This window comes from Stetteria hydrogenophila (assembly GCF_054657575.1).
In genome coordinates this window covers 482471-509424 of record NZ_BAAHYL010000001.1, presented here as the reverse complement: position 1 = coordinate 509424, position 26954 = coordinate 482471, and the positions used below count along the sequence as shown (strand labels likewise).

At 66.9% G+C, this 26954-nt stretch carries 27 protein-coding genes; 11 read left to right on the top strand and 16 right to left on the bottom strand.

Translation table 11 applies throughout. From position 1 onward, the window contains the following. The first annotated feature begins 41 nt into the window (after nt 1-41). Nucleotides 42-1184, top strand: coding sequence for a radical SAM protein (locus tag ACYQ3J_RS02705; protein ID WP_460124129.1), 1143 nt, complete (start codon nt 42-44; stop codon nt 1182-1184). Between the two features lie 27 nt (nt 1185-1211). On the opposite strand, the gene ACYQ3J_RS02700 is transcribed toward ACYQ3J_RS02705, so the two are convergent. From ACYQ3J_RS02700 to ACYQ3J_RS02680, 5 genes are all read right to left on the bottom strand, one after another. Next, entirely contained in the window at nt 1212-1493 is a 282-nt protein-coding gene (locus ACYQ3J_RS02700) for a 30S ribosomal protein S25e (RefSeq protein WP_460124126.1), read from the bottom strand. A gap of 63 nt (nt 1494-1556) precedes the next feature. Further along, on the bottom strand, nt 1557-2726 hold the full coding sequence (locus ACYQ3J_RS02695) for an ABC transporter ATP-binding protein (RefSeq protein WP_460124123.1): 1170 nt from the start codon (nt 2724-2726) through the stop codon (nt 1557-1559). A gap of 6 nt (nt 2727-2732) precedes the next feature. Continuing rightward, nucleotides 2733-3752 (bottom strand): carbohydrate ABC transporter permease, encoded by a 1020-nt coding sequence (locus ACYQ3J_RS02690; protein ID WP_460124120.1) that lies wholly within the window; start codon nt 3750-3752, stop codon nt 2733-2735. Continuing rightward, a complete protein-coding gene (locus tag ACYQ3J_RS02685; protein WP_460124117.1) occupies nt 3752-4672 on the bottom strand; it encodes a carbohydrate ABC transporter permease in 921 nt (306 codons plus the stop codon). The genes ACYQ3J_RS02690 and ACYQ3J_RS02685 overlap by 1 nt, the downstream gene beginning before the upstream one ends. Nucleotides 4673-4738: 66 nt before the next feature. After that, a complete protein-coding gene (locus tag ACYQ3J_RS02680) occupies nt 4739-6592 on the bottom strand; it encodes an ABC transporter substrate-binding protein (protein ID WP_460124114.1) in 1854 nt (617 codons plus the stop codon). A gap of 157 nt (nt 6593-6749) precedes the next feature. Here ACYQ3J_RS02680 and ACYQ3J_RS02675 point away from each other — a divergent pair, with 157 nt between their 5' ends. Further along, on the top strand, nt 6750-7763 hold the full coding sequence (locus ACYQ3J_RS02675) for an AIR synthase family protein (protein ID WP_460124110.1): 1014 nt from the start codon (nt 6750-6752) through the stop codon (nt 7761-7763). Nucleotides 7764-7868: 105 nt separating this feature from the next. Continuing rightward, on the top strand, nt 7869-8669 hold the full coding sequence (locus ACYQ3J_RS02670) for a hypothetical protein (RefSeq protein ID WP_460124107.1): 801 nt from the start codon (nt 7869-7871) through the stop codon (nt 8667-8669). A gap of 19 nt (nt 8670-8688) precedes the next feature. Here ACYQ3J_RS02670 and ACYQ3J_RS02665 read toward each other — a convergent pair whose 3' ends face one another. From ACYQ3J_RS02665 to ACYQ3J_RS02635, 7 genes are all read right to left on the bottom strand, one after another. Further along, complete coding sequence (locus tag ACYQ3J_RS02665) at nt 8689-9213, bottom strand: DUF2118 domain-containing protein (RefSeq protein WP_460124104.1); 525 nt, start codon at nt 9211-9213, stop codon at nt 8689-8691. Between the two features lie 30 nt (nt 9214-9243). Next, nucleotides 9244-10242: a polyprenyl synthetase family protein gene (locus ACYQ3J_RS02660; RefSeq protein WP_460124101.1), complete on the bottom strand. Its 999-nt coding sequence runs from the start codon at nt 10240-10242 to the stop codon at nt 9244-9246. Then, a complete protein-coding gene (fni, locus tag ACYQ3J_RS02655; protein ID WP_460124098.1) occupies nt 10239-11375 on the bottom strand; it encodes a type 2 isopentenyl-diphosphate Delta-isomerase in 1137 nt (378 codons plus the stop codon). The genes ACYQ3J_RS02660 and fni overlap by 4 nt, the downstream gene beginning before the upstream one ends. A gap of 5 nt (nt 11376-11380) precedes the next feature. After that, nucleotides 11381-12121, bottom strand: a complete 741-nt coding sequence (locus tag ACYQ3J_RS02650) for an amino acid kinase family protein (RefSeq protein WP_460124095.1) — start codon at nt 12119-12121, stop codon at nt 11381-11383. A gap of 40 nt (nt 12122-12161) precedes the next feature. Continuing rightward, nucleotides 12162-12992, bottom strand: coding sequence for a hypothetical protein (locus ACYQ3J_RS02645; protein WP_460124092.1), 831 nt, complete (start codon nt 12990-12992; stop codon nt 12162-12164). 341 nt (nt 12993-13333) lie between these two features. Then, nucleotides 13334-13771, bottom strand: coding sequence for an Hsp20/alpha crystallin family protein (locus ACYQ3J_RS02640; RefSeq protein WP_460124089.1), 438 nt, complete (start codon nt 13769-13771; stop codon nt 13334-13336). A 19-nt stretch (nt 13772-13790) separates the two neighbouring features. Further along, a complete protein-coding gene (locus tag ACYQ3J_RS02635) occupies nt 13791-14567 on the bottom strand; it encodes a proteasome assembly chaperone family protein (RefSeq protein ID WP_460124086.1) in 777 nt (258 codons plus the stop codon). A gap of 169 nt (nt 14568-14736) precedes the next feature. Here ACYQ3J_RS02635 and ACYQ3J_RS02630 point away from each other — a divergent pair, with 169 nt between their 5' ends. Beyond that, a complete protein-coding gene (locus ACYQ3J_RS02630; protein ID WP_460124083.1) occupies nt 14737-14979 on the top strand; it encodes a ferredoxin in 243 nt (80 codons plus the stop codon). Nucleotides 14980-15147: 168 nt separating this feature from the next. Here the strand turns inward: ACYQ3J_RS02630 and ACYQ3J_RS02625 are convergent, their stop codons facing one another. From ACYQ3J_RS02625 to ACYQ3J_RS02615, 3 genes are read right to left on the bottom strand one after another with little or no spacing between them, the layout of a single operon-like run. Further along, a complete protein-coding gene (locus tag ACYQ3J_RS02625; protein WP_460124080.1) occupies nt 15148-15543 on the bottom strand; it encodes an aconitase X swivel domain-containing protein in 396 nt (131 codons plus the stop codon). Between the two features lie 2 nt (nt 15544-15545). Then, nucleotides 15546-16517 (bottom strand): aconitase X, encoded by a 972-nt coding sequence (locus tag ACYQ3J_RS02620; RefSeq protein WP_460124077.1) that lies wholly within the window; start codon nt 16515-16517, stop codon nt 15546-15548. Further along, entirely contained in the window at nt 16501-16770 is a 270-nt protein-coding gene (locus tag ACYQ3J_RS02615) for an aconitase X (RefSeq protein WP_460124074.1), read from the bottom strand. The genes ACYQ3J_RS02620 and ACYQ3J_RS02615 overlap by 17 nt, the downstream gene beginning before the upstream one ends. Before the next feature lie 87 nt (nt 16771-16857). Between ACYQ3J_RS02615 and ACYQ3J_RS02610 the strand changes: the two genes are divergently transcribed. Beyond that, nucleotides 16858-18147, top strand: coding sequence for a UbiD family decarboxylase (locus ACYQ3J_RS02610; protein ID WP_460124071.1), 1290 nt, complete (start codon nt 16858-16860; stop codon nt 18145-18147). Here ACYQ3J_RS02610 and ACYQ3J_RS02605 read toward each other — a convergent pair. Then, nucleotides 18140-19003, bottom strand: a complete 864-nt coding sequence (locus ACYQ3J_RS02605) for a DMT family transporter (RefSeq protein WP_460124068.1) — start codon at nt 19001-19003, stop codon at nt 18140-18142. The genes ACYQ3J_RS02610 and ACYQ3J_RS02605 overlap by 8 nt on opposite strands. A gap of 233 nt (nt 19004-19236) precedes the next feature. On the opposite strand from ACYQ3J_RS02605, the gene ACYQ3J_RS02600 reads away from it, so the two are divergent. The 6 genes from ACYQ3J_RS02600 (at nt 19237) to gatE (ending at nt 26953) form a co-directional block, all read left to right on the top strand. Continuing rightward, nucleotides 19237-19815: a hypothetical protein gene (locus ACYQ3J_RS02600; RefSeq protein ID WP_460124065.1), complete on the top strand. Its 579-nt coding sequence runs from the start codon at nt 19237-19239 to the stop codon at nt 19813-19815. Then, a complete protein-coding gene (locus tag ACYQ3J_RS02595; protein ID WP_460124063.1) occupies nt 19812-20408 on the top strand; it encodes a hypothetical protein in 597 nt (198 codons plus the stop codon). Before ACYQ3J_RS02600 ends, ACYQ3J_RS02595 begins: the two co-directional genes overlap by 4 nt. Before the next feature lie 62 nt (nt 20409-20470). After that, nucleotides 20471-21400, top strand: a complete 930-nt coding sequence (locus ACYQ3J_RS02590) for a beta/alpha barrel domain-containing protein (protein WP_460124060.1) — start codon at nt 20471-20473, stop codon at nt 21398-21400. 136 nt (nt 21401-21536) lie between these two features. Continuing rightward, the gene (locus ACYQ3J_RS02585; RefSeq protein WP_460124057.1) at nt 21537-23615 is read left to right on the top strand and encodes a (Fe-S)-binding protein; all 2079 of its coding nucleotides are present in this window, start codon (nt 21537-21539) and stop codon (nt 23613-23615) included. A gap of 46 nt (nt 23616-23661) precedes the next feature. Next, entirely contained in the window at nt 23662-25032 is a 1371-nt protein-coding gene (gene gatD, locus ACYQ3J_RS02580; protein ID WP_460124054.1) for a Glu-tRNA(Gln) amidotransferase subunit GatD, read from the top strand. Continuing rightward, nucleotides 25025-26953 (top strand): Glu-tRNA(Gln) amidotransferase subunit GatE, encoded by a 1929-nt coding sequence (gene gatE / locus ACYQ3J_RS02575; RefSeq protein ID WP_460124051.1) that lies wholly within the window; start codon nt 25025-25027, stop codon nt 26951-26953. Before gatD ends, gatE begins: the two co-directional genes overlap by 8 nt. Nucleotide 26954 lies beyond the last annotated feature (1 nt).

Genomic DNA, 26954 nt, shown 5'->3' with positions numbered 1-26954 from the left:
TCTGGAGGCTCGGCTCCCCGTGCGCGCCCGGGGTCTTGGCGTTGCCGGCGAGTATTGATGATGCCCTGAGGGTTAAGGAGAGGATTATCGAGGAGCTATCCGCGAAGCTGGGCCCGGAGGGGGTTGAGAGGGCTAGGAGGGATCACCACGCTAGGAGGCAGCCCATCCCCTGCGGCATGACCATCCACACGGGGGTGGGCTGTGGCTACGGCTGCGTCTACTGCTACATCTACGACATGGGCTTCCCGGGCAGGGCCACCCCTTACCCGCTCAGCGGCGAGGAGCTCGTGCTCGCCCTGGCTTTTAACCCCTACTTCATCCCCGGCCGCTGGGGCACGCTCCTAGCCTTCGGGAGCGTGACCGAGCCGTTTGCGCGCGAGACCAGGGCGAGGGCGTTCGAGTACCTAAGGGCCACGAGGGACTGGCTGGGGAACCCCCAGCAGGTCTCCACGAAGACCGCCCTCGACGGGGATGACTTCAAGGAGTTCGTGTCCAGCGCGGACCCTGAGATAGACGTGCTCGTAACCGTCACCACGCTGAGGCACTGGCGGAGGCTCGAGCCCGGCGCCTCCCCGCCGGAGGAGAGGTTCGAGTTCATGGAGAGGCTGGGGAGGCACGGCTTCCAGGCAACCCTGTTCCTCCGCCCGATAATCCCAGGCGTGACGGACGTCGAGGCGGAGGAGATCATTAAGCGGGCGGCGGAGGCTGGCGTTGAGAGGGTGGTGCTCGGCACCCTCAGGGTGACCCCCGGCATCCTCGCCCGCCTGAGGGCAAGCGGGGTTGTCGACGCGTCGCTCATCGAGGCAAGGCTCCCCAGGCCCTCGAGGGATCCCAGGGACCAGGTCCCCATCAGGGCCAGGGACTTGAAGGAGAAGGTGGCGAGGATAGCGAGGGACTACGGGCTCCGGGTGCTGCCCTCAAGCTGCTCCTCCAACATCGAAGCCCACGGGCAAGCGTGCGCGGCGTGCAGGATGGGCCCCTGCGGGGACCCCGCCAGGCTGCCCCCTGTGGATGAGGATAGCGTAAAGCTGCTCCTCGAGAGGGCCGGCCTCAAACCCGTCACGGTGAGGATCGCGGGCTACAAGGTCCAGGCCAGGGTGAAGGGGCCGAGGCATGCTAGGAGGCTGGCGGAGCACTGGATAATAGGCCTCTACCGAAGGATCCCCGTGCTCAAGGAGGCCTAACAAGCCGGGGGGAGCCCTGGGGGCGGGCTACCTGCTAGGCCTGACGCCCGTGCCCAGGGTCTTGAACGCTGGCACCCTGTCCTTCGGCACGTATATCGGCGTCCTGCGCGTGCCGGAGTAGCGGACCAGCACCCCCTCCTTCTCCAGTATGTTGAGGATTCTCCTCGCCACGCTGATGGACACGTTGTACCTCTGGGCCACCCTGTAGGGGGTGTGGAACTTGCCTCTCGCGAGCTCCCTCCTAGCCCTCTCCAGCAGGCCCGCTGGTAGCACCACGTCGTGGGCCACGTACCCTTCCACGCTCGCCACTCCCCCTGCTCCCTCCGGCTCCCGGGAGCTGCCCTGGGGGCTTAAAAACGGCTGGGGGCTACGCTAGGCTTCAGCCCCGCCCTGGCCAGAGTCGTGGGCGCCGTGCTCTTGCTCCGCGGCTTCGGCGGGCTTCAGGTACTCCAGGTTCACCCCGGTCTCGGGGTCGAAGAGGAGGACCCTACCCTCATCCACGTTGACGTAGACCTTGGCGCCCATCTCCGGCTTCACGTTCGGGGGGACCACGACCTTCACCTGCTCGCCGCCCACTAGAAGCGTTACGATGTTCTCCCTTCCAAGCGTTTCGACCGTGTAGACCTCCGCCTCTACCGGGATGTAGTCCGGCACGGGGTGGTCTGAGAGCAGCGCGTGCTCCGGCCTGAACGCTAGGATAACCTCCCCCGCCCTGAGGGCGCTGAGCCTGCCGGCGACGGCGGGGTCCTGGATGCAGTGGCTTGAGCCGTCGGGGAGCTGGAGGCAGGGGAATCCCGGCTGGGGCAGGCGGGCCCTTATAATGTTGGCTGGAGGGTTGCCGACGAAGCCTGCTACGAAGATGTTGGCCGGCTTGTTGTAGACCTCCTCGGGCCCCCCCACCTGCTGGACCTCGCCGTCGCGCATCACCACCATCTTGTCGGCTAGAACCATGGCCTCGCTCTGGTCGTGCGTGACGTGAATAGCCGTCGTGCCCAGGTCCCTCTGGAGCCTCTTCAGCTCGCTCCTGATCCTGATCCTTATGAGGGCGTCTAGGTTGCTCAGGGGCTCGTCGAGGAGGAGGACGCTCGGCTCCTTCACGAGCGCCCTGGCTAGGGCGACCCTCTGCTGCTGCCCGCCGCTCAGCTGGCTCGGGTACCTGCCGAGGAGCCCCGCTATCCCAAGCATCTCGGCGACCTCCCTGACCTTCCTCTCAACCACGCTCTCGGCGACCCTCCTGAGCCTGAGGGGGAACGCTATGTTCTCGTAGACCGTCATGTGGGGGTAGAGGGCGTAGTTCTGGAAGACGATACCCACGTTCCTCTCATTGGGGTTGAGGTCGGTGACGTCCCTCCCGTCGAAGAGGATCTTCCCCCTGGTTGGCCTGTATATGCCGGCTATCAGGTAGAGGAGGGTGGTCTTCCCGCTCCCGCTGGGGCCGAGTATTACGGTGAACTCTCCGTCCCCGAACGTGAGGCTCACGTCTCTAACCGCGTAGACCCTCCCGAACCTCTTCGTCACGCCCTCAAGCCTAACCTCAACCACGCACGGTCACCCCTTCAGCCCGCCCCACATGGTTTCGAGGAGCAGCCTCTGCGTCGCCACGAAGAACACGAGGGTGGGGATCAGGTAGATGACCGCGGCAGCGGCGACTACGGGGAGGTAGGCGGTCTCCAGGCTGCCCCCGCTTAGCTGGCTGTGAATAAATGTCGCCAGCGTGGTCTTGGGGAGGAAGACGTAGACGTATATCAAGTCCTCCCAGCCCGCTAGGAAGGAGAAGATGGCGAGCGCCGCTATGCCGGGCTTCACGAGTGGGAGCACTATCCTCCTGAACACGGTGAACCTGCTGGCCCCGTCGACTATCGCGGCCCACTCCAGCTCCCAGGGGATCCTGTCGAAGAACCCCTTCATGAGCCATATGCTCATTGGGACCTCGAGGGAGGCCCTCGCCACGATGACGAAGAGGAAGCTGTAGAGCACGTCGAAGCTCGTGAGGAGCGCCCTGCTGGCCAGGCCGGCCTCGGCCAGCTCCCTGAGGGCGTTGTAGAGCGGCGACCTGGAGTAGATGTAGATGAAGTAGACGGCTATAATGAGGGCCACGCCTGGGAAGGCGTGGAGGAGCATGAGGAGCCTCATGAGCCCCGTCCTCCACTTGAAGTTGACCCTGGAGATGGCGTACGCCGCGGGGACGCTCGACGCCAGGACCACGGCCGTCACCCCCGCCGCTACTATGAACGTGTTAGCGATGAACTCGAGTACGTCCCTCGTCGAGTAGACCTGGCCCGCGGCGGGGGTTAACTTGCCCTGGAAGAACATCTTGTAGTTCTCAATGGTCCAGTCGACCTTGAAGTCAATGAATGGGGTGAAGACAACCGTGTCCGCGAAGCTCGTCAGCACGAGGAAGCCGTAGGATAACAGGAGCGGGGACGAGGCTAGGAGTAGGGCGAGCACGATGACTGCTGCGCTCCTCCCCTTCGCCAGGGGCTCCTCCCACTCGCTCCTCTCCCTACCCCTCCCTCCATCCTTTTCGTTCCTCCACCGCAGCCTCCTGGGGATCAGCCTCGAGAGCACTACACTTCACCCCTGGGCGGGGTAATCATCTCCTCGAACCTCATCACCCTAAGCGCTATGAAGCCGAGGATTGCGGAGATGACTACGAGCACCGTTGCAGCGGCCGCCGCCAGGGCCTGGTAGTTGACTGCTTTTCCGAACGCTGTCTGGAAGACGTACAGCGCCCAGGTGGTGCCGTAGTCCCTGTCCACCACGCCCCACTCGGTGAGGACGAATAGGTGCGGGTATGTGGTTAAGAGGCTCAGTAGCTGCCAGACCGTCACGAAGACTAGGTGCCACCTCGTCATTGGGAGGAGTATGTACCGGATCACCTGCCAGGTCGAGGCGCCGTCCACCCTCGCCGCGACTATCAACTCCCTTGGGATGCTCTTGAACGCGCTGTAGAAGACCACCATTCCAAAGCTGACCCCGACGAGGCCGTTGACGAACACTATGATGAGCCATGACGCCCAGGGCTGGACTGAGGGGTCGCTGCCCCACGAGATCGGGTGGTCTATCAAGCCGAGGTGGAGGAGTATGCTGTTAAGCGTCCCGAGCCTGCTCCCGTAGAAGAAGTAGTACCAGAGCAGGCCGAAGACCGCCACGGGGGTCATCCTGGGGAGTATCCAGAGGAGCCTGAAGGGGAGGCTCACCCTCTCCTCCAGCAGGAACGTGGCTATGGCGAGGGCTAGCCCCCCGAGGACGTTGACTAGGAGCGTGAGCAATGTAAACACTATAGTGGTCTTCACAACGTTCTCCACGTCGGGGTCGTGCCTTATAAAGTGTATTAGGTCCCTGTAGTGCTGGAGCCCGACGAACTTCTTGATCTTGTCGACCCTCCAGTTGTAGAGGTCGGTGAAGCTTATCCACATGGTAAGGATCGCCGGAATGATGTAGAAGAATATCACTAGGAAGAGGGCGGGCGCGAGGAAGAGGGTCAAGAAAAACCTTCTACTTCTAGGGGAGCGCTTCGCACCCATCACTTAATGCCCCTTTCCCTGCCGGGGCTAGCTCCTCCTTAGCGCGTAGATCACGGCTGCTATCACTATTAACACGAAGAGGATAGCGATCACGGTGCCCGCGCTGACCCCGCCGGCCTCCGTGGTGGTAGTCTCGGCCGGGGTGGTTGTTGCAACGGTTGTCGTGGTGGTTGTCCCTGTAGTAGTTGTCTGGGTAGTCGTCGTCTCCGCCGCTTCGGCGGCGGGGAATTGCCAGCCGCTGGGCACCTGGCCTGAGATGACGACCTCATCCTTCAGGACGGGGTCCGCCTTTATCTTTGCCTCGATGTAGTCTATGGCCTCCTCCGGCGTCAGCTCGCCTCTAACCACCTTGTCCGCCGCCTCGAAGTAGATCGAGGCGAGCTTGTCGTACGCCGGATGGCTGGGCGCTAGCTTGGTGTAGTCCAGCATGTAGCTGACGTTAGCTAGGAACTGGATGTTTATCGGGTCCGCAGTCTTAGCCACAATGTCCTTGATTGCGTTGATCACGTCGTCGTGGAGGTTTAGCTTGAGGTTAATCAGGTTATCGACCCAGTTGGGGTCCTTGAGCAGCTTTGAGGCCGCCTTCCTCACCGGGAGGTGGGCGCTGATCGCGCTGTGCACAGCGTTTATCTCAGGGTCGCTGGCCGCCACCACTATGAGGAACGCCAGCTCCTGGTAGGCCTTCCTGAAGTCTGGGTTGTCGTAGTTGGGGTTGCTCTTCCCAGCGTTAGCGGCTATCATCCACATGAAGGGCTGGCTTAGGGTCACGGGCTTCTTGCCCGGCTCGCCGGCGGGGAAGAGCGTGTAGTAGAACTTCTCCTTCACCTCCTCCGGGGTTAGCGGCCTGAACTCCCCGGTCTTCGGGTCCTTGTAATACTTCTTCGTCTGCCACTCGGTCCAGTGCCACGTGCCCCCTATGAAGAAGACAGTGTTCCCGGTGCCCCCGTCGGCCTTCCTGTCGCCCACGACCGTCGGGTGTATCTGCGTGGCCCAGTCCCACTCGAATATGTTCCTTGGGAGCAGGCCCGCGTCGGCGAAGGCCCTCTCCACCTTGAGCCACTTATAGACCGCCTCCTTGTCGAAGACCAGCTTACCCGTCTGGGGGTCGTAGAGCTTGCCGTCGAAGGCGTAGATGAACTGGATCAGGTCTGGGTGGACGCTGCCCTTCCTGTGTATGAGCCCCCAGTCGGCGCAGCCCTTCTCCACGGCCTCCTTGGCCTTGGCGTAGACGTCGTACCAGGTGAACTCCCCGCTCTTCACCTTCTCATCGAGGCCCTCGAGACTCCAGCCCATACACTCAGCCACATCCTTCCTAATGTAGAGCGGCCTAGCCTCGGTGTCCTGGGGCACGGCGTAGTACCTGCCCTTGTACTTGGCGGCCTCCATTAGGGGGGCATAGAAGTCGCTGAAAACGCTGTCCCAGTAGGCCTGAACCCACTCAGTTATGTCGAGGAGCCTCCCATCAGCCGCGAGCGGGGCTATGAACACGTAGCTGTTCACCAAGAAGTCACCGTTCCTCCCCAGCTCGTACTGGTTCACGAAGTTCTCGTATTGATCGTGGAAGTTCGGGGACCAGTCCCTTTCAATCTTTATCCTCACGTTAATGCCGTTGCTGGCCCAAATATCGTTAATGTCCTCCGCCGCCTCGACTATGCCCCACATTCTCAACACGCTATTAGGATCCCCGGTGGCCTGGACCTTATACACCACCTCCGTAACTCCGTGCTGCTCGAGCCACTCGCCAATGGCGATCACGTCCTTCTCGAAGTCCCCAGTCAGCTGCGGTGGCGCCTGAGCCCACACGGGGATTACAACGGCCGCAAGGGGCGCCGCGACGAGGACGGCCACGAGAAGTACTGGCAGCAGTCCTCTATAACCCATGCACCGACACCCTGAACCCTATTCTAATAAACAAATTTACATAGACCGCTCCAAAATAAAGGTTTGGCTCCAGGCCAGCCCGGGGCTCTATAGCTGTTACCCGCCATTACCGCCCCGGGCTGGCCTGGCGGCTCGTCGGGGTGAGTGGTGGAGAGGGGTGCCCGGGCTCCCGCCGGGCAAGGTGCCGGTGGAGCTGTTGGAGAGGTACGTCTTCAAGAGGATTGGGGTCGGGAGCGCGTCGGTCCTCCTCGGCCCGTCCTACGGCGAGGACTCTGCCGTGGTGAGCGCGGGCGGCTTCACGTTCGCGACCCACGTTGACCCCGTGACTGCTGCGAGCAGGCTAGCCGGCTGGCTTTCGGTCCACGTGGCCTGCAACGACGTAGCCGTAACCGGGGCTGAGCCGAGGTGGCTCCTCACCGTCATCCTCCTACCCGAGGGCGCCGGGGAGGGATTGCTGGACGAGCTAACCGGGCAGGTCGACAGGGCCGCGAGGGAGGTTGGGGCTATGGTGGTGGGCGGCCACACCGAGGTAACGCCCGGCCTGGGGAGGCCCATCATAGTGACGACCGCTATAGGCGCCGTGGCGGGGGGCTACGTGACAACCGGGGGCGCAAGGCCCGGCGACGTGGTGGTGATGACTAAAACCGCCGCAGTGGAGGGCACGGCCGTGCTGGCCACCGACTTCGAGGCCGAGCTCAAGCGTAGAGGCGTCCCGGGGGACGTGGTCGAGGCCGGGAAGCGGTACCTCGAGAGGGTCAGCGTGGTGAGGGAGGCCCTCCAGCTCGCCGGGTACGGGCTTGCGACGTCGATGCACGACCCCACCGAGGGCGGGATCCTCGGCGGGCTAGCGGAGATAGCCCACGCCTCCGGCGTCAGGGTGGTGGTTAGGGAGGAGGACGTCCCGGTCTCCAGGGAGACAAGGCTCATCGCGGAGGCGCTGGGCGTCGACCCCCTACGGCTCCTGGGCAGCGGCTCCCTCCTAGCCACGGTGCCCGGCGACCGGGTGGGGGAGGCGCTCGAGGTGCTCGGGGAGGCGGGAGTCAAGGCCAGGGTGATAGGCCGCGTCCTCGAAGCCCCGCCGGGCGGCGCAGGAGTGGAGCTGGTGAGGAGGGACGGCAGAGTCGAGCGCCTGCCACGGCTGGTGCAGGATGAGGTCTACAAGCTATTCTAGCCCAGCCTAGGCCGCGCCGCCCTCCGCCCCGGGCCCCCGGGCTTCTTTACGGCCTTTAAGGGGGTGCAGTGCTTAGCCCCGTGCATGGCAAGGTGGGGCTGCGTCTTGCCCAGGGCTGAGGTGTACCTGGAGTCAGCTTATGCCAGCCTGAGGAACGCGGGGTTAGCGCTCGCCGCGGCTTCGGTCCTCGCCCTCCTAGGCTTCTTCACGCTGGCTGTTGGCGCCTCGACCATCACGGTCTACGTCAACCCGGAGACCGGTGAGATAGTGCCGAACGCTACGAGGGCTGACGTGGAGGCAGGGATAGTGGTCGAGGAGGTGAGGGTGAACTCGACGATGCTCAAGACGCTCCTGTCCACGAGCCTGGGCAGGGCTGGCTCGCTGCTCGCAGGCCTCGGGGGCGAGGGTAGGATAGCCCACAGCGGCTACGCCGAGGCCCTCCTGCTAATGGCTGCTCTCCTAGCGCTCGCTGCGTCCGCCTACCTGCGGGGTGCGGCGGTGGTGTTCCGCGACTACGCCAGCGCCTTCAGGGCCGGAGTGGTGGGCGGCTGGCTCAAGATAGCCGGGTCCATCGTGCTCCTCTACACGGTCTGGCAGGTCTTCAGCTCGATCTCCCAGGGGAGCGAGGCCCTCCTCCTGGGTTCCCTCGGCTTCTACTACACTGGAGGCGTCCTAGTCACGGCGGGTGCAATCCTCTTCGCCGCGCCCCTAATCGCCGCGGGCGAGAAGGTCCAAGCCCCAGGGCTGGCTAAGGCTGGGGCTGCCCTCCTCGTGCTAGGAGCCGCCGTGGCGTTCACGGCCGTGAACACCGTCCAGCTGATCGCGGGCCCCCTGGTCTGCCTTGCCTCGGGCCTCACGCTAGCCTTGGCGGCCGGCAAAGCGTTGAAAGCCATAGGCGGGGCCTAGGCCCCGGCTACCCGGGGGGCTACAGGCTCCTCCTGAGGGTGTACACGTCGGCATTGTCGGCCACGGCTATGGTGTAGCGCAGGGGGTCCCGGCTCTTCTGCCACGCTATGAGCACCACGACCCCGCGGGCACCCGCCCTGACCGTCCTGACCTCTCCCTTGCCCGTGACCACGTAGGCTACGACGTCCCTCTCCTCGACCTTGTCGCCCTCCCTCACCGTGAAGTCCACCCTGACGCCGCCGGCCTCGACGAGCGAGAGCCTGGTCCCCCGGGGGATGTAGATGGCCTCGAAGCCCCGCCAGGGGAGGATGAGGGCGTACCCCCTCTTCGCCTTGCCCTCGAGCGGCTCGAGGACCAGGTCCCAGGCGTCCTCGTAGATGGCCTTGCCCAGCGCTAGGGGGCCTGTGGGGTTCGGGGACAGCTTGTAGGTGAGCGTCTCCAAGTCGACTATCATGTACTCCCCGGACTCGACTCCCTCAACGTAGAAGCGTGGAAAGGACTGGTAGTCCTGGGGGCCGTAGCCTCTAACCTCCTGGAGCTGCAATCCCGCCAGCCACCACCCTTACCCTTACGGCTACTTGTCTCTCTTAACCGCGAACCACGCCAGCTCCCTGAGGGCCTCCCTGGCCTCCTCGTCCCTGGCCGGCAGGGAGTCGAGGGCCTCCAGGGCCTCCCGCACGAGGGACTCGGCGAGCCTCTGGGCGTAGTCGAGCGCGCCGCTCTTCCTGATGAGCTCCGCCGCCTCCCGGTACTCGTCCTCCGAGGCCCTCCTGCCGAGGACGCTCCGGACCCTCTCAGCCTCGTCCCCGGGTAGGTTGCGGAGGGCGTAGAGCACGAGGAGCGTCTTCTTACCCTCCCTCAAGTCGTTGAACACGGGCTTCCCCGTCCTCGCCGGGTCGCCGTAGAGGCCTAGAATGTCGTCCCTGATCTGGAACGCCACGCCCACCCTGGCCCCGTAGACGCCGGCCCTCTCCTCCACCTCCACGGGGGCGCCCGCGGCTATCGCGCCGAGGCGCGTGCTAGCCTCTATCAACGCCCCCGTCTTGAGGTAGATCATCTCGAGGTACTCCTCCGGCGTGACGTCGAGCCTCTCCTCGAAGCTCATGTCGAGGGCTTGGCCCTCGCAAACCTTCTTAGCGGCGTCGGCGAGCGTCCTCGCCGCCCTCACCGTAAGCTCCGGGGGGAGCCCGGAGTAGGCTATGGACCTGAAGGACTCCGCGTGGAGCAGGTCCCCCGCGAGAATGGCGGTTTCCAGGCCGTACTTCGCGTGGACCGTCGGCACCCCCCGCCTGAACTCGTCCCTATCCATTATGTCATCGTGGATCAGGGTGAAGTTGTGGAACACCTCCACCGCCGCGGCTAGGGGGAGCGCCGCCTCCCCCGCCTCCCCGCCGCCGAGGAGCCTAGCGGTCAGCACCACCAGCGCGGGCCTCAGCCTCTTCCCGCCGGCCCTGATCAGGTGGAGGGCGGCCTCGTAGAGGTACTCGGGCCTGCCCTTCACGGTGTTGTAGATGTACTCGTCAACCCTCGAGGCCACCTCGCCGAGGAGCCTCCAGAGGACCCCGGCCGTCAAGCTAGTGCACCGCGGCGTTTAACGGCGAGGAGCCTCCTATATTTCGCTTCCCAGAGCCTGCGCTCCGTCACCCCCCGGGCCCCCAGCTCCTCCGCCAGCCTCCCGTGGATCACGACCGGCTTGAGCCAGTACTCCGCGATGCTCCTTGACCCCGTGAGGAGGAGCGCGGCCCTCAGCTGCGCCTTCAGGCTTGAAATGTAGCGGTCCAGGGCCTCCTCCCCGGATTTGAGGAGGATCCTGAGGGCTGGGAGGGCGACGCCGACCATGTCCGCCCCGAGCGCGAGGGCCCTCGCGGCGTCGAGCCCCGTCCTGACTCCGCCGCTCGCGATGATGCAGGCCTCGGGCGCCGCGGCCCTGGCCTCAGCCGTCGCGACAGCCGTTGGGACCCCCCAGTAGTCCTCGAAGCCCCCGGCGCCCCCACGGCCCGACCTGATGACCTCGACCTTCACCCAATTCGTCCCGCCGAGGCCGCTCACATCTATGCAGGCAACCCCTAGGGCGTGGAGCTGCGCCGCGGCCTCGCCGGGGATTCCGGTGCCAGTCTCCTTCACTATGACCGGGACGCCGGCCTCCGACGCTATCTCGGCTATCTTAGCGTACACGCCCCGAAACGACCTGTCGCCCTCCACCTGGAACAGCTCCTGGGCGGGGTTCAGGTGGATGGCTAGGGCGTCCGCCTCGATCATCTCCACGGCCTTCAGCGCCTCCCTCACGCCGTACCCCTTAGCCAGCTGGGGGGCGCCTATGTTGGCGACCACCACCGTTGAGGGGGCGTACTCCCTGACGACGCTGTAGGTGTCTGCTAGCTCCGGGTTCTCGATTGCGGCCCTCTGACTCCCGACGCCCACCGCTATCCTGTGCCGCTCTGCCACCCTCGCCAGGGCGGCGTTGACCTCCTTCACGTCCGGGTGGCCACCCGTCATGCCGGTGATCATTATCGGGGCGTCGAGGCGCTTGCCGAAGATGGTCACGCTCAAGTCGACGTCCTCCAAGCCCAGCTCGGGCAGGGGGTTGTGGACGGGCCTGACGTAGTTGAGGAGCGTGGACTCGGCGGCCTCCACGTCCCTCTCCATGACCACCCTGAGGTGGTCCAGCTTCCTCGACCTCGTGGCCTCCCAGCCGGGCCTGGCCACCTTGGTCACCTCGCCACGAGCGTGCCTCCCCTGCCCTCGATGAGGGCCTCCCAGACCCCGTCAACGCCGACTATGCGCACTGTGACCTCCCGGGGGATCCTGGCGGCCTCGGCGACTTTAGCCGCCATGCCGCCGGTCTGGTCGAAGCCCCCGGAGCCGTCGAGCCAGCCCGGGATCCCGCCGCTGACGTCTAGGACCTCCAGCACCCTCCCGTCGGGCCCCCTCACGCCGGGATCCCGGGTAGCGTAGACGACGCAGTCAACGCCCAGCTCCACAGCTAGGAGCCTGGCCAGCCTGTCGCCGCTGATTATCGACGCCCCTCCCCCGCAGAGCACGACGTCCCCGTAAGTCATGGGCGCCAGCCCCTTCGAGTAGTCCCTCCGGGCAACGGCGAGGTCGCAGCGGTCGCAGGAGCAGAGCGAGTGCGGGGGGTGGACGGTCACCGGGATCCCGTGGGAGATGAGCACGTCCGCAACCGCCACCGCGAGCCGGAGCATGTCGAGCTGCACGACCCCAGCGTTCCCCGGCGTCAGGGCCCCGCTGCCCCCGAGCTCAGCCACCGAGGCGTGGCCGAAGCTCCCCCCGCCGTGGACGAGAGCGAGCCTGCCACCGAGCCTGTGGTACTCGGCGAGCTGCCTCGCGGCGGAGGAGAGGGCGGCCCAGTCCACTACGCGGGGCCTCCTCTTGTCCGTGACCAGGCTACCCCCGAGCTTGACGACCGCCGACCTGCAGGCGAGCCGAGGCACGCCCGTGATCCCGGGAGGAGGAGCCTCCGCCCCCAGGGGGTTAATGGCTGGGATCCCTGGCGGCTGGGTGGATTGCCTCAGCCCTCTCTGGGGGGCAGGAGACCTCGATGACGCCGGGGAGGCCTGGGTGGGGCAGGCAGCCCGGCCTCGGCTGGACCCGCCACGCTGCGTGAGCGACGCCCCACTCCACGCTCTCGAGGGCCTCGAGGACCGCGGGGAGGCTCTCCCCCTCCCTCAGCATGACGGCCGCCGTTAGCACCGCCGAGCCCGCGAGGCGCACGAGGCTCTCGTAGACGCTGGAGCCGACCCTCTCCCTGTCAATGCTCCACCCGGGCTTCACTGCCTCCACGACCCTGTAGCCCAGAGGCTCCCCGGGGAGGGTCGCCTTCTCATCCACGCCCCTGTAGACGGCGAGCGACCCCTCCAGGCTGGCGTACCTCAGGGCCTCGACGGCGAGCGCCCACTCCCTCGGCATCTCCGGGTCTGCGAGCCCCGCGATCTCCATAACCTCCTCGACGTCGGGCCTCTCCCCGTGCCACCTCGCGACCGCGTAGGCCAGGAGCGCCGAGGCAGCGGCGTAGAGGCCGGCCTGCGAGTGCCACCCCCGGACCCCGTGGAAGACTGCCCTCACGCACAAGCCCCCGCCGAGCCCCTCGATCAGCCTCGAGGCGGCCTGCCCGAGGAGCCCAGCGGCCGGGCCATCGAGCCCCGAGGACTCGAAGCCCCCGCTCCCCCCGCACTCCCGGAGCGTGAACACCACCGAGACCTCCTCGGGGTACACCACGGCCAGGAATGGGTTCTCAGCGCCCGGCACCGGGATCCCGAGGGCTATCCACGAGGGTCGAACCGCGAGCCTGTACTCAGCCTCCAAGCCAGCCAACCCCAGGGAGGACGCTGGCCACGCCAGCCGTCCCCCCTATGAACACGCAGGCCCCCCATTAACGCCGGCGCCAACAGCGTTGCCTCGGCCACATGGCGCCCCGCCGCGAGGGCTTCACGAGCCCGGGGGAGCGCGGCGGGGCGCCCTCAGCTTGGGGTTGAAAGCGAAAGCGTGACCCCGCCGGCTCCGGGGCGGGCACGGCTGCAGCGGCGGGCGCCGGATTAATACCCCCCAAGCGCCTTATCCCCGTCTGGCTGTGAGGACCCGCTGTCCCCCCGGACGGCTTGATGGCGCTGCAGTGGGGTTTGCCGAGCCGCCCCGCCTCCCCTTGCTCACGCTCGCTCCTTCCTCGCGTAAATCACTAGCAGGCCGCGGCGCCTCTCGTACCTGGCCGTCGACGGGTCTACGGGGTGGGGCAGCGTTATCGTGGCCTTGTACCGTTTAATCGCGCCCCTCCACGCGACGTGCGTAACCGCCTCCTCCACCGCCTCCCTCCTCAGGCTCGCCTCGACCTCCACCCTGTCCCTGTAGACCCTAACATCCACCTGGTCCCCCGCGCCGGCGAGGTCTACCACGACTGCTATCCAGTCGCCGAGGTCCTCGACGCGGAAGAGTGGCTCTATGACGCCCTCCCTGAGCGCGGTCTCCACCTCCTCCAGCAGCTTCCCTGTAAAGCCCCAGTAGTCCTCGATAATCTCGGTCAGCCTTCTCTCCATAACCCTAGCGTTCCTCAGGAGCCTCGACAGAACGTCGAGGGGGTCCTCGCTCAACCCTAGAGCACCCCGCGGGCTACGTGTAGACGAGTGGAGCCCTATACTCCATCGGCTTCCCAAGCCTGCTCATGGCCTCCCTCGTCTCCTTCATGAGCTGCCTCAGCCTGAGCCTCAGCTGCTCGGCCTCCTCGAGGAGCTTCTCCACGCTAACCTCGAGCCCCGTCGCTTTGCCCAGCGCCTGGAGAGCCGCAGCGGCGGCCTCCGGGTCCGGGAAGTCTATGTAGGACTCGGCGAGCACCACGAGGTTGTTCACCTTCCTCCTAACCGACTCCTTCAGCACTATAGCGTAGGGGCCTACTATGATCCCGTTCTCGAACTTCTCGGCCCCCAGCCGGGATCCCAGCTCCTCCGCGCGGCTCCCCGTGGAGACCCAGTACACCTTGGGCTCGGCGCCCCTCATCCTCGCAGGGCTCCCGACGCCCGTGAGGCTGATTATGACCTCGAACCCCCTGCTCCTGGCGTACTCCACTATAGCGGAGCCTAGGGGTGCAACGCCCGCCGGGGCGACGGGTACGTCCGTTATCAGCACCGCGAGCTCCTCCCCATCCGTGTAGATCCTAACCGGGTGCAGCGGCCTCCCGTTGGCGACGACCGCGACCGGCGGGAGGAAAGTATAGCTCTCAATGCCCACAGCGTCCTTCAGCTTCCTCTCCCTGATGATGTGCATCGCCGCGATGGCACCCACCAGGCCCACGTCGGGGAGGCCGAGGACGAGGTACTTGGGCCTGCCCAGCTCCCCGTACTCCCTGAAGAGGAACCCGTTAATCTCCTCCTCGTAAAAGCCGCCTATCACCACCAATACCCCCGAGCGCCCGCCGGGCCGGTAAGACCTCGAGCCGCCACGGCCGGCGCCGAGCCTACACTTTAACGCTGGGAGGGTAAATGAGTGCATGAACAAAGGATAATAAACCTCTAGCCAGCCCTACAGCCTTCAAGCTGGTTCAAGGCGGGTGTGGAGAGCCATGGCTAAGATAAAGGTGTGGATAGACAGGGACCAGTGCATAGCCGACATGGTCTGCGTCAGCCTCTGCGGCGAAGTCTTCGAGATGAGCGAGGAGGACGGGAAGAGTCAAATCGTCGCCAAGTACAGGGTTGACCCCAACAACCCCGCCGAGGGCCTAGTGCCCGAAGAGCTCAAGGACTGCGTCGAGGCAGCCACCGAGAGCTGCCCCGTCTCAATCATCCACTACGAGGTAGCCGAGTAACCCGAAAGCAGGGACTAACCCCCTACAGCCCCTTGAGGGATCCCGGGGGGAGCACCCGGGCCCCCCGGGTTTCTGCCCCTACGCCCCAGGCCAACCCCTCCGAGGGCCTTCTGGGTCGTTGACGGGTGCCGGTTAGGCCGGCGTAGACACGGCCTAAGGGGCCGGGGGTTAGCCGGCTCGCTGCTCCTCGACTATCACCCTGCCGTCGGGGAGCACGGTTACCCTGCTCCCCTCCCTTACCCTGGAGAGGGCACTCCAGGGGATCCCGTCCACGAGTGGGATCCCGGCTAGGACGCAACCCGTCACGATTATTGGCTCGGCCTTCTCCATCACGACGGCGCTCGGGGCCCCATGCCTCTTGGCGAGGGCGTAGATCACGTAGGACCCCACCGTGGAGCCCCGGCCGGCCCTAGCGAGGAGGACCGCCCCCTTGAGACTCCTGCCGTCCCTCAGCTCCGCCCTTTCAACGTCCACGTCGCCGTAGAAGCTGATGTACTCCGTGAGCACCGCCCTCCCGGAGGCCCTCCCCGGAACGAGAGGCCTGCCCTTGAGCTCGACTGCCAAGGCTACCAGCCCCTGGAAGCCGCTTCGAGGAGCTCCTCCTCCGGCGCGAGCCCCACGCGGGCCCCCCTCCTCTCGAGGTAGAAGTAGGCCTTGTAGCTGTTGGTCCCAATCCTCGCCCCCTTAACGCTGAGGGGGCTGACTATCATGCAGGTGTCGCCCGAGACCTTCACCCCGAGCCTTGCCAGCCTCGCTAGGAGGCCGCTCCTCGCAGCCGCCGCGACTGCGAGCCTCGACGCCGAGACTAGCACGGGGATCCTCGCCCTGCCGAGCCGCTCGAGCCGGGACGCCAGCCTCTCCAGGTCCTCAAGCCCGTAGTGGGGGCAGCCTAGGTAGACGACGTCGACCGCGCCGGGGGAGAGCTCGGCCAGCCTAGCCTCCACGTCCTGCTCCTCCACTTCAACCCTCTCCAGCCGCCCGGGATCCCTCGGAGCCCCTGGGGTGACGCCAGGGATCACCGCCATCCCGATACTCCCCGCCGCGCCGAGGGCGGCGAGCATCTCCCTCAAAGCCACCTCCCTCGGCTTGGAGGCGAGGGCCACCAGCGGGGGCCTCTCATCCCTGTGCGTCAAGGCTATGATCTCCCCCAGCATCCCCGCCCTAGCCTCGTCCAGCCTCCCCGTGTAGACGTAGGCCCTGGAGGGCTCCCTGTTCTCGTCGAGGTGGAGGCCGTAGTAGTACGTCCTCCCCGTCACCGCCGCCATCACCGCGAGGGGGCCACCCTCCCTGTTGGTCCTGAGGCCCAGCACGGTGTTAGCGTAGACCACCGCGTTGCTCTCGCCCCAGGCGACGTGGGACCCCGCCGGGAGCCCCCTCACCTCGGGCAGGTAGTAGGGGGTGCAGGAGAGGGTGAGCCTCGCCCCCATCCTGCGCAGCGCCCTCAGGATCCTCGCCTGCCCCCCGGCGAAGGAGGGGCCGGCCTGGAAGAACGCGGGGGCCTCGAGGTCGAAGCCTATGGGGTTAACCGTCGTCGGCACCCTGAACCTCGCCCCCCGCCTCGGCGAGCTCCTCGAGCAGCTCGGCCCCGGGGTCCCCGAGGTTGTGGTAGGAGATCCCCGAGACGTGGGCGTGGCTTATCTCCACCAGCCTCTCCGCGCCGAGCGCCTCGCCGACCTTCACGATAACCCTCATTGCCCTGGCGACGCCCTCGCCGTAGTCGCCCCTCAGCATAGCCTCCTCGACGCGGGTCAGGTACATGCCGCACCTCCCTTGGGCAGCTCCACGCCCCACGACGGGGCTCCTCTGGGGAGCGTTTAGGGCTTAGGGTAGAACACTTAGCGACGCGCACCCACCCGCTGGGGCGCGCCGGGGGAGGGCTTGGCGAGCGACGGGGGCCTAGCGCGGTTCCTCGAGGCCGCGGGCTTCGAGAGGGTTGAGGGCGAGGTCGAGCCGGAGTACGGGGTCACCATGCTCCTCGCCGGCGGCGGGGGCCCCCTAGTCTTCAGGGTCCGCGGGGCGCCGCTCGACGCCGGGGGCAACGTGGTCTCCGCTAGGGAGAGGGTGCTCCAGGCGCTCGGGGCATCGAGCGACGCGGAGGCCTACGAGAAGCTCCTCAGGGCGATGTCGAGCCCGGAGCCGCTCAGGTTCACGGGCGCCCCCACCCTGAGGGAGGCGCCCCGCGGGCTCCTCGACGCCCCCGCGGTCAGGTTCTACGAGGGGGAGGGCGGCCCCTACCTCACGGCTTCAGTCTTCATCGCCTGCTGGAGGGGGGTGTGCAACGCGAGCGTCCACAGGGTCATGGTTAAGGGTGAGAGGGTCGGAGTGGTCAGGGTGGTACCCAGGCACCTCTGGCGCCTCTACAGGGAGGCGGTGGGGGAAGGGAGGGACCTCCCGGTCACCGTGGTGCTGGGCGTCCACCCCGCCGTCCTCCTAGCCGCGGCGTCGAGCCCGAGGCTCGGAGTGTTCGAGCTCGGCGTCGCCTCCGCGCTCCTCGGGGGCCTCGAGGTCTACGAGAGCCCGGTGCACGGGAACCCCGTGCCGGCGGGGGCGGGGGTCGTGGTCGAGGGCTGGCTCACCAGGGAGACCGCCCCCGAGGGCCCCTTCGTCGACGCGACGGGGACGCTGGACAAGGTGAGGGAGCAGCCGGCGCTGAGGGTGGAGGCCGCCTACTACAACCCGGACGGCGTCTCCCACGTGATACTCCCGGCGGGGAGGGAGCACTTGATGCTCATGGGCTTCCCGAGGGAGGCGCAGGTGTGGGAGGCCGTCTCCCGGGTCGTGCCGAGGGTCCACGCGGTGAGGCTCACGCCAGCGAGCGGCGGGTGGCTCCACGCGGTCATTGCGATCGAGAAGAACCACGACGGCGACGCTAAGAACGCTATACTCGCGGCGTTCGCCGGCCACCCCAGCCTGAAGCACGTCGTCGTCGTCAGCCCCGACATTGACGTCGACGACCCTGGGGACGTGGAGTGGGCGATAGCCACCAGGTTCCAGGCGGACAGGGACCTGGTGGTAGTCAGGGAGGCGAGGGGGTCCACGCTGGACCCCAGCGCCCCCGAGGGGTTCACCACGAAGCTCGGCCTCGACGCCACGAAGCCCCTCGGGGGAGGGGTGGAGTACGAGAAGGCCACGAGGATCCCGGGCCGGGGGCTGGTGAGGGTCAGGTAGCCCGCTCCTCCCCGGGGCCCAGCCCCGCCAGGGCCACGGAGGCCATGATGAGCGCCGCCCCCGCGACCTGCGAGGGGGTCATGGCCTCGTGGAGCCAGAGGTGCGAGGCGACCGCCGCGAACACCGGCTCGAGCTGGTAGATCACGGTCGCGGTCGCGGGGTCGACGAACCTCTGGCCGTAGACTTGGAGCGCAAAAGCCCCTATGCCCGGGCCGGCGGCGAGGTAGAGGAGGACTGCGAGCGCGCCGGGCGAGGGCCTGGCGATCCCGGAGGAGAGGGCGTCGGGGATTATGAAGGCCGTGGAGACACCCATCTCGGCCGCGGTGAACTGGAGCGGGTCCCCCCGGCTGTACCGGTCCACAATGATGACCTGGAGGGCCCACATGAACGAGCCCGCGAGCACCAGCAGGTCCCCAACGTTCAACCCCAGGTCGGGCCTGGTGAGGAGGAACATGCCCGAGAGGGCCAGGAGCAGCGTGGCCGCCAGCCTGGAGTCGTACCTCTCCGAGGCCAGGGACTGGTAGAGGTGGACCCACACCATGTGCAGCGCAGTGATGAAGGCGCTGTTGCTGGCGGTCGTGAGCCCCGTCCCCCAGCCCTGGAGCCAGAGCCCCAGAGCGTAGGCTACCCCAGCCAGGAGGCCCCCCTTGACCGCCTCCGAGTCGAGCCGGCCCCTGGCGAGGGACCAGGCCAGGTAGGGGGCGAGGAGGGCGAGGGAGAGAGCCCCCCTCATCCAGGTGTAGGCGTAGCTCCCAATCTCCCCGACCACAACCTTAATCCCCGGGAAGCTCGTGCCCCAGAGCATCGAGGTCAACACGAGCGCCGCCACGCCGAGGAGCCTAGACACCGCAGCCATCCCTCCACCGCAGCGCCCCTCGGAGAAGGCCCCGGAGCCCCGGGGGCTTCGGTAAGACGCGTGCCCACCGAAGTGTTACCGGGTAATTAGCCTGCGCCCCGCCCCGCCTGCCGGACCGTTAAAAGGCTCACAAGGCGGCTGCCCGAGCCTGGAGGCTCGCCCGGGGCCTGGCGGGGTGACTCGCTGCGGCTAGGGTTATCGCTTGGCTGCGGGGGGACCCTGAAGGGGTTAGAGTGCTCTCCAGCTCTAGGGGGCTCCTCGAGCCCCAGGGCTACACCTTCCTACTGCCTCCCCCGGGCTCGAGGGTCGTGGCCGACGTCGCCGTGATGCCCCTCCCGGGGAGCCCGGAGTGGGCGGCTTACAGGTCGACCCGCATCGATGCTAGGGGCGTGGTTTCCGAGCGGGATCCCTGGCTGGCCCTAGCCCTCGCGGTAGCGTACCCCAAGAGGGGCTTCACCCGGCTCCTCGTCGGAGTCGACCCCGGGGGCTCCTGCGGGGTCTCAGCGGTCGCCGACGGCGTGGTGATCTACACCGGCAAGGCGCCCTGCAGCCAGGTGGGGGGCCTGGTGTCCTGGATAACCTCCTGGGTGCCCCACTCGAGGCTCTCCGTCTACATAGGCACGGGCCCCGGCTACCCGGAGGCCTCGCTGAGCCTTGAGGAGGCGGGGGTGCCCTACATGGAGGCGGACGAGTCCGAGACTAGCGACCCGGCTGTACCGGGCCTGGCGAGGCACGCGTGGAAGGATAGAGACTTGAGGGCTTCGACCCTGATAGCCCTCCTGGGAGCGTACCGGAGGGGTGGGAGGAGTTGAAGGGAGTCAAGGCGGTGCTGATAACCAGGGGCGGGGACGTGGTCGTGGCCGAGTCTCTCTCCGAGGCGGAGGAGCTTATTGAGCGCGTGGACGTGGATGCATTCATACTCATCCGGGGCGAGGTCCTCTCGGTCTTCAAGGCGGTGAGGAGGCCCCAGGCCCAGCCCCGGGGGGCCGGGGTGGAGCGTGGGGCGGGGCCCCTCGCCGCGGGGGGCGAGGGCACTGTCGCGCTGGTCCTCGACCAGATGTTCAGGGGGTTCGCCGGGATACTCGAGAGGGAGCTGAAGGATGGCAATATCGAGATACACGAGGTCGTTGGGAGAGGGCTGCAGTCCACGCTGAAAGTCTCGGATAGGATCTACCAGGAGCCCGCCAACGACGACTTCGACGTCTTAAAGCTGGTCGAAACGCTTGCGGGGCGCTCGAGGCTCGTGGTATTCTTCACGGGCGACAAGAAGCTCGCCAGGCAGGCCTCCCTCCTGGGCCTGGGCAACGTCGTGGTTAAGTACATGCCCCCCAACGAGTACCCCGGGAAGGAGGCCCTCACCAAGGCGATGATAGAGGCGGTCAGGGAGGCGTTGCAGGGAGGATAGGGGCGATGGGGATCCCCGTAATAGGGCCTACGTGGTGGCTCCTCAGGCACCTTCCGGCGGGGTTGGCCTCTAGGGCGGTCCACTCAGCCCCCGAGCCCCTGGCGAGGCTGGCGGCGAGGATCGAGGGCAGGCGCCCCCAGTGGGGCGGGGGGTGCGTTGAAGTCAAGCGGCTCGGCGTCTGCGTGGAGAACCTTGCAGGCATCGCCGCCGGCTTCGACAAGGACGCGAAGCTCGCCTGGGTGGCCTGGGCGCTCGGGGCCGGCTTCCACGTCGTGGGGAGCGTGCTCCCGCACCCCCACAAGGGGGCTGAGAGGAAGGTTATGGCCCGGCTCGGCGGGGAGGCGACGGTCAACAGGCTCGGGCTGCCGAGCGAGGGCGCGGCGAGGGTCGCCGGGAGGCTCTCCAAGCGCAGGCCCCCCGGGATGCCGGTAGCGGCCAACGTCGCCTCCCTCACCCTCGACGGGTACGCCTCCGTCACTGAGGCCCTCGCCCCGGTCGTTGACTGGTTCGAGGTCAACGTTAGCTGCCCGAACGTGGAGGAGCACAGGCGGATGGAGGAGCCTGACCTGGCCCGGGAGGCGTGCAGGAGGGCGGCCGAGGCCGCCGGGGGCCGGCCGGTGCTCCTCAAGATACCCCCCGTGACGGGCAGGGACGAGGCGTGGACCTACGCGGACGTTGCTAGGGAGTGCGGCGCCGCGGGCGTGGTCGCGGCGAACACGCTGCGGGTCCAGTACAAGGGCGTCAACGCGGGCCTCGGGGGGGCCCCGCTCTACCCCATCGTGAAGTCCATGGTGAAGTGGCTGGGGGAGAGGCTCCCCAGCGGGAGCGTAATCGTCGCGGTTGGAGGCGTTGACTCGGGGGAGAAGGCGGTCGAGCTACTCAGCCTCGGAGCCAGCCTCGTAGAGGTGATCACCGCCCTCTTCCTCCACGGCCCCGCCAGGTTCAGGAGCATAGCCACGGCCACCAGGGCTTGGGCGATGCGCAACCTCTAACCCCCGCCCCGGCCCGGAAAGGCTAAAGGCGGAGCCCCTCCAGGCCGGTCTGCCCGCGTCCTCGGGGGCGGCTGCGCAGAGGCCCGGCCGGGCCTGCACTCTCGGGCTGGGGACCCGCTGAGGCGTGGTGGCCGGCATGGAGGGTGTGATAAGGCACTTCTGGATGGTCGAGGACCTTAAGCCGGCGCCCTACATCCTCGGCTCCATCGCTGCCGCCGTGGTCCTCTACAGCCTCTACGCTGGCTACAAGCGCTGGACCCACGGGGGGGAGAGGGTCGAGTGGGGCCCCCTAGGCTTGAGGCTGAGGTACCTGGCTAAGTACGCCCTCCTCCAGTGGAGGGTTGTCAGGCACAGGTTCCCGGGCGCGGTGCACCTCCTAATCTTCCTGGGGATGGGCTGGCTGCTCGCGGCCACCATCCTGAGGGCTCTCGACGCCGACGTGTTCCAGGCCCTCCTCGGCAGGCCCCTCATAGGCCCCGGGTTCTTCAAGGTGTACAAGCTCCTCGACAACCTGGCCGGCCTGATGGTCCTCGCCGGGAGCGCGGCCGCCGTGGCTAGGAGGGCTTTGGGTTTAACCCCTAACCTCCTCAGGGACCCCGCCTACTACCTGGTCCACGCCGGCTTCATGGCGGTGGCTGCGACGGGCTTCCTCCTGGACGGGATGGCCGCCGTGGGGAGGGATCCCGGGCTCGAGTCCCCGGCCTGGGATCCCGTAGGCTACCTGGTATACTCCCTGGCCTCCACCTGGGATCCCGGCCTCCTGAGGCTAGCCTACAGGGTGGCGTGGGTGACCCACCTAACCATAGCGATGGGCCTGCTGGCGCTCATCCCCTACACCAACCTCTGGCACATCGCGGCCTCCACGCTCAACGTCGCGCTCGCGAGGCGGGATCCGGGCGCCACCGCCAGGCCCGTGGAGGACTTGGAGGAGAGGATCGAGAGGGGAGAGCCCGTCGGGGTGGTGGCGCTCAGGGATACGACGTGGAAGCAGAGGCTCGACTTCGAGGCGTGCACGAGCTGCATGAGGTGCACCAATGCATGCCCCGCCTTCGCCTCGGGCAAGCCGCTCGACCCCCGCGGCCTGGTGGTGGCGCTGAGGGACAAGATGCTGAGGGGGGAGTGGGACGACCCCGTCGTCGGGGCCGGCGGCGGGAGGGTTAAGGTGGACCCGGAGGCCGTGTGGAGCTGCGTGACCTGCGGCGCCTGCGTCGCCGAGTGCCCCGTGCTAATCAACCACGTCGAGGTGATCATAGACCTGAGGAGGGGCCTCATCTCCATGGGGAGCGAGCACGTCCCAGGGGACGCGCAGAACGCCCTCTACAACCTGATGCAGCAGGGCAACCCCTTCGGCTTCAACCCGGCTGAGAGGGAGGAGTGGCTGCGGAGGCTCGCGGAGAAGTACGGCGAGGACGTGGTGGCAAGGGAGGGGGTGGAGTACGACTACCTCTACTGGGTCGGCTGCGTCGCCAGCTTCGACGAGAGGATAAGGCCCGTAGCTGAGGCGGTCATCAGGCTCCTGAGGATGGCCGGGCTGAGGGTGGCGGTGCTCCCCGAGGAGGGCTGCTGCGGGGAGCCCGCAAGGAGGATGGGCGAGGAGGCCCTCTTCCTCGAAGCCTTAAAGGAGAACCTCAGGATCCTCTCGCGCTACAAGTTCAAGAAGCTCCTAGTATCCTGCCCCCACGGCTACACGGTGTTCAAGCGCGAGTACCCAGCGTACAGGAGGCTCCTCGAGTCCAGCGAGGAAACCAAGCCGCTCGCCGAGCTACTCGACAGGCTGGAGGTGGAGCACCACACCGTTGCCCTGGCGAGGCTGGTCAGGGAGGGCAGGCTCAAGCCCTCGAGGCCGGTGAACGCCGTGGCGACCTACCACGACCCGTGCTACCTCGGCAGGTGGAACGGGGTGTACGATGAGCCTCGCGAGATCCTCAAGAGCATACCCGGCCTCGAGCTGAGGGAGATGCCGAGGAGTAGGGAGAAGAGCTTCTGCTGCGGGGGAGGCGGGGGGCAGCTGTTCTACGAGGTCAGGAGGGGCGAGAGGCTGGCTGCGGTGAGGGCCAGGGAGGCGGCCGGCACGAGCGCCAGGGTGGTCGCAGTAGCCTGCCCCTACTGCAACACGATGCTCAGGGGCGAGGCTGGAAGCCTCGGCCTCGAAGTCAGGGACGTGGCGGAGCTGCTGGCGGAGAGCGTCGAAGGCGACAGCGGCGGGGGCGGTTGAAGCCTAAAACCATCAGGCCCCCAGGCCCTTCCTGGGATGGGCCGGGTTGCCTGAGGAGTCCCTAGGCGGCTACACGGGGAGCGCCCGGAGGCTCCTCGAGGAGGCGGGGGCCAGGGTCGGGGACCTCGTGGAGGTCTCGGGCCCCGGGATCCCGGTGCTCAGGGGCGTGCTGATGCCCAGGTACGCCCTCTCGGAGAAGCCGGTGCTAGTGATTAAACTCGAGAACGGCTACAACATCGGAGTCAGGGTAAGGGATGGCTTGAAGGTTAGGGTGCTGGCGAGGGGGAGGAGCGGGGGGAGGCGTGGCGGCGCCCCGGCTCCCCTCGCCGAGCCGCCCAGGGAGCTGCCGAGGGAGAGGGTCATAATACTTGGGACCGGGGGCACGATAGCTAGCAGGATAGACTACGAGACCGGAGCCGTCTACCCCAGCCTCGACGCGGACGAGATAGTCCAGGCCGTCCCGGAGGTGCTGAGGTACGCCAGGATAGAGTCGAGGGAAGTGTTCCAGGTGTTCAGCGAGAACCTGACCCCCAAACACTGGGAGAGGATAGTGGACGAGGTGGCCAGGGCCATCGAGTCCGGCTACGACGGCGTCGTGATCGCCCACGGGACGGACACCATGGGCTACACCGCCGCCGCCCTCTCCTTCGCATTCCACAAGGGGCTCCCTGTCCCAGTCGTCCTCGTGGGGGCCCAGAGGAGTAGCGACAGGCCGAGCAGCGACGCGGCGTTCAACCTCACCGCCGCGGTGCTGACCGCTGCTAGGGCCCCGTTCGCGGAGGTGGTCGTGGTCATGCACGGGGAGACCGGTGACACGTACGCCCTCGCCCACAGGGGGACGAGGGTGAGGAAAATGCACTCGAGCAGGAGGGACGCCTTCCAGTCGATAAACGCCCCACCCCTCGCCAAGATCTGGCCGGACAAGGGCGTGGTCGAGGTTATAGACAACCGCTTCAGGCGCCGCGGCGAGGCCGAGCTGGTGGTGGAGAACGGGTTCGACGACAGGGTCGCGATCGTGAAGCACTACCCGGGCATGGACGGGGAGCTGATACACGTGCTCATCGACAGGGGGTACCATGGGATAGTGGTCGAGGGGACGGGCTTCGGCCATGTGAGCGACGGGGCCATCGAGGCCATCAGGAGGGCGACGGAGGAGGGGATCCCGGTAGTGGTCGCGACCCAGACGATATTCGGGAGGGTGAACCTGAACGTGTACAGCCAGGGGAGGAGGATGCTCGCGGCGGGGGCGATACCGGTTGACGACATGCTCGCGGAGACGGCTTACGCCAAGCTCTCCTGGGTCCTCGCGAGGACGAGGGACCTGGGGGAGGTTAGGAGGCTGATGCAGACCCCCCTCGCCTGGGAGATCGGTGAGAGGCTGGACCTGCGCCTGTACCCGAGGTGGTACCATGGCTGAGGGGATAGACTACCGGGCGATAGGGCTAACCGTCGGCCTCGAGATCCACCAGCAGCTCGACACGAGGAGCAAGCTCTTCTGCCCCTGCCCGGCGGAGCTCGCGGACGAGGAGCACGTCGAGTTCGAGAGGAGGCTTAGGCCGACGAGGAGCGAGCTCGGCGAGGTCGACGTGGCGGCGCTGTTCGAGTGGAGAAAGGGGAGGGTGTACGAGTACGAGGCCCCAGTGGGCCACAGCTGCCTCGTGGAGGCCGACGAGGAGCCCCCGCACCCGATTAACAGGGAGGCCGTGGTTATAGCGATGGCGATAGCCAAGGCCCTCAACTCGTGGATAGTCGACGAGGTCCACGTTATGAGGAAGATAGTGATCGACGGGAGCAACACGAGCGGCTTCCAGAGGACCGCCATAGTGGCGCTCGGCGGCTACATCGAGGTCGGCGGGAGGAGGTACAGCATCGAGACGATAGCCGTGGAGGAGGACGCCGCGAGGAAGGTGGGGGAGAAGCCGGGGCGGACCAGGTTCAGGCTCGACCGCCTCGGGATCCCGCTCATCGAGGTCTCGACGGGGCCGGATATACACGACCCCAGGGAGGCGTACGAGGTGGCGCTCGCCCTCGGCAGGCTCTTCAGGCTCACCGGCAGGGTGAAGAGGGGCCTCGGCACGATAAGGCAGGACTTGAACGTTAGCATCAAGGGCGGGGCTAAGACGGAGATCAAGGGGGTCCAGAGGCTGGAGCTTATACCCGAGGTGATCGAGTACGAGGCCAGGAGGCAGCTCGGCCTCCTCGAGATCAGGGAAGAGCTGAGGAGGAGGGGGGTCACGGAGGAGCACCTAGCCGACGCTAAACCCGTGGACGTGACGGAGGCCTTCAAGTCCACGAGGAGCAGGGTGGTCAGGAGGGCGCTCCAGAGCGGTGGCAGGGTCTACGCAGTCAAGCTCCCAGGCTTCCACGGCCTCCTTGGCAGGGAGCTGATGCCCGGGAGGAGGTTCGGCACCGAGCTGGCGGACTACGCCAGGTTCTGGGCGGACGTCGGCGGGATATTCCACACTGACGAACTGCCCGGCTACGGCATAACGAGCGGGGAGGTGGAGGCGCTCTACGAGGCCCTCAACGCTAGGAGGGGGTTCGACGCCATAGTCCTAGTCGCAGACGAGCCCGGGAAGGCGTTGAAGGCGCTCGAGGCCGTGGTGGAGAGGGCGAGGCTCGCCCTCCACGGCGTGCCCGAGGAGACCAGGGCCGCCCTCGAGGATGGCACCACGAGGTTCCTCAGGCCGAGGCCGGGGAGCGCGAGGATGTACCCTGAAACCGACATCCCACCGCTGGAGGTCACCGAGGACATGCACAGGGAGGCCGAGGAGCTGAAGCCCGAGCCGGTCGACGTCAAGCTGAGGAGGCTTGTGGAGGAGTACGGGCTCAGCAGGGACCTGGCGGAGCAGGTGATAAGCGACATACGCCTCGACCTCATAGAGAGGCTCATCAGGAAGTACGGGGGCAAGCTCAGCCCCAAGACCATAGCCAGCCTCTTCGTGGTCACCCTCAGGGGCCTACGCGGCGAGGGGGTGAACATAGACTCGATACGAGACGAGGCGATCGAGGAGCTCGTGGAGCTGATAGCGGAGGGCGCGGTGGCGAAGGAGGCTGCCGAGGACATACTGAAGCTCCTCGCCGAGGAGCCGGGTCTCACCGCGAGGGAGGCGGCTGAGAGGCTCGGCCTTACAAGGGTGACTCCCGAGGAGGCGGAGAGGATAATCGAGAAGATAATAGAGGAGAACATGGACAAGGTGAGGGAGCGCGGGGAGAGGGCCTACGGCCTCCTCATGGGCAGGGCCATGGCCGTGCTCAGGGGCAGGATCGACGGGAAGACTGTGTCCGACATCGTGAAGAGGAAGCTCTCCGAGGCGCTCTCGAGGATGCAGGAGTAGC

Coding starts and splice junctions, on each gene's coding strand:
- ACYQ3J_RS02680 (WP_460124114.1), bottom strand. CDS start 6,592: ATGGGTTATAGAGGACTGCTGCCAGTACTTCTCGTGGCCGTCCTCGTC.
- ACYQ3J_RS02630 (WP_460124083.1), top strand. CDS start 14,737: ATGGCTAAGATAAAGGTGTGGATAGACAGGGACCAGTGCATAGCCGAC.
- ACYQ3J_RS02605 (WP_460124068.1), bottom strand. CDS start 19,003: ATGGCTGCGGTGTCTAGGCTCCTCGGCGTGGCGGCGCTCGTGTTGACC.
- ACYQ3J_RS02585 (WP_460124057.1), top strand. CDS start 21,537: ATGGAGGGTGTGATAAGGCACTTCTGGATGGTCGAGGACCTTAAGCCG.
- gatE (WP_460124051.1), top strand. CDS start 25,025: ATGGCTGAGGGGATAGACTACCGGGCGATAGGGCTAACCGTCGGCCTC.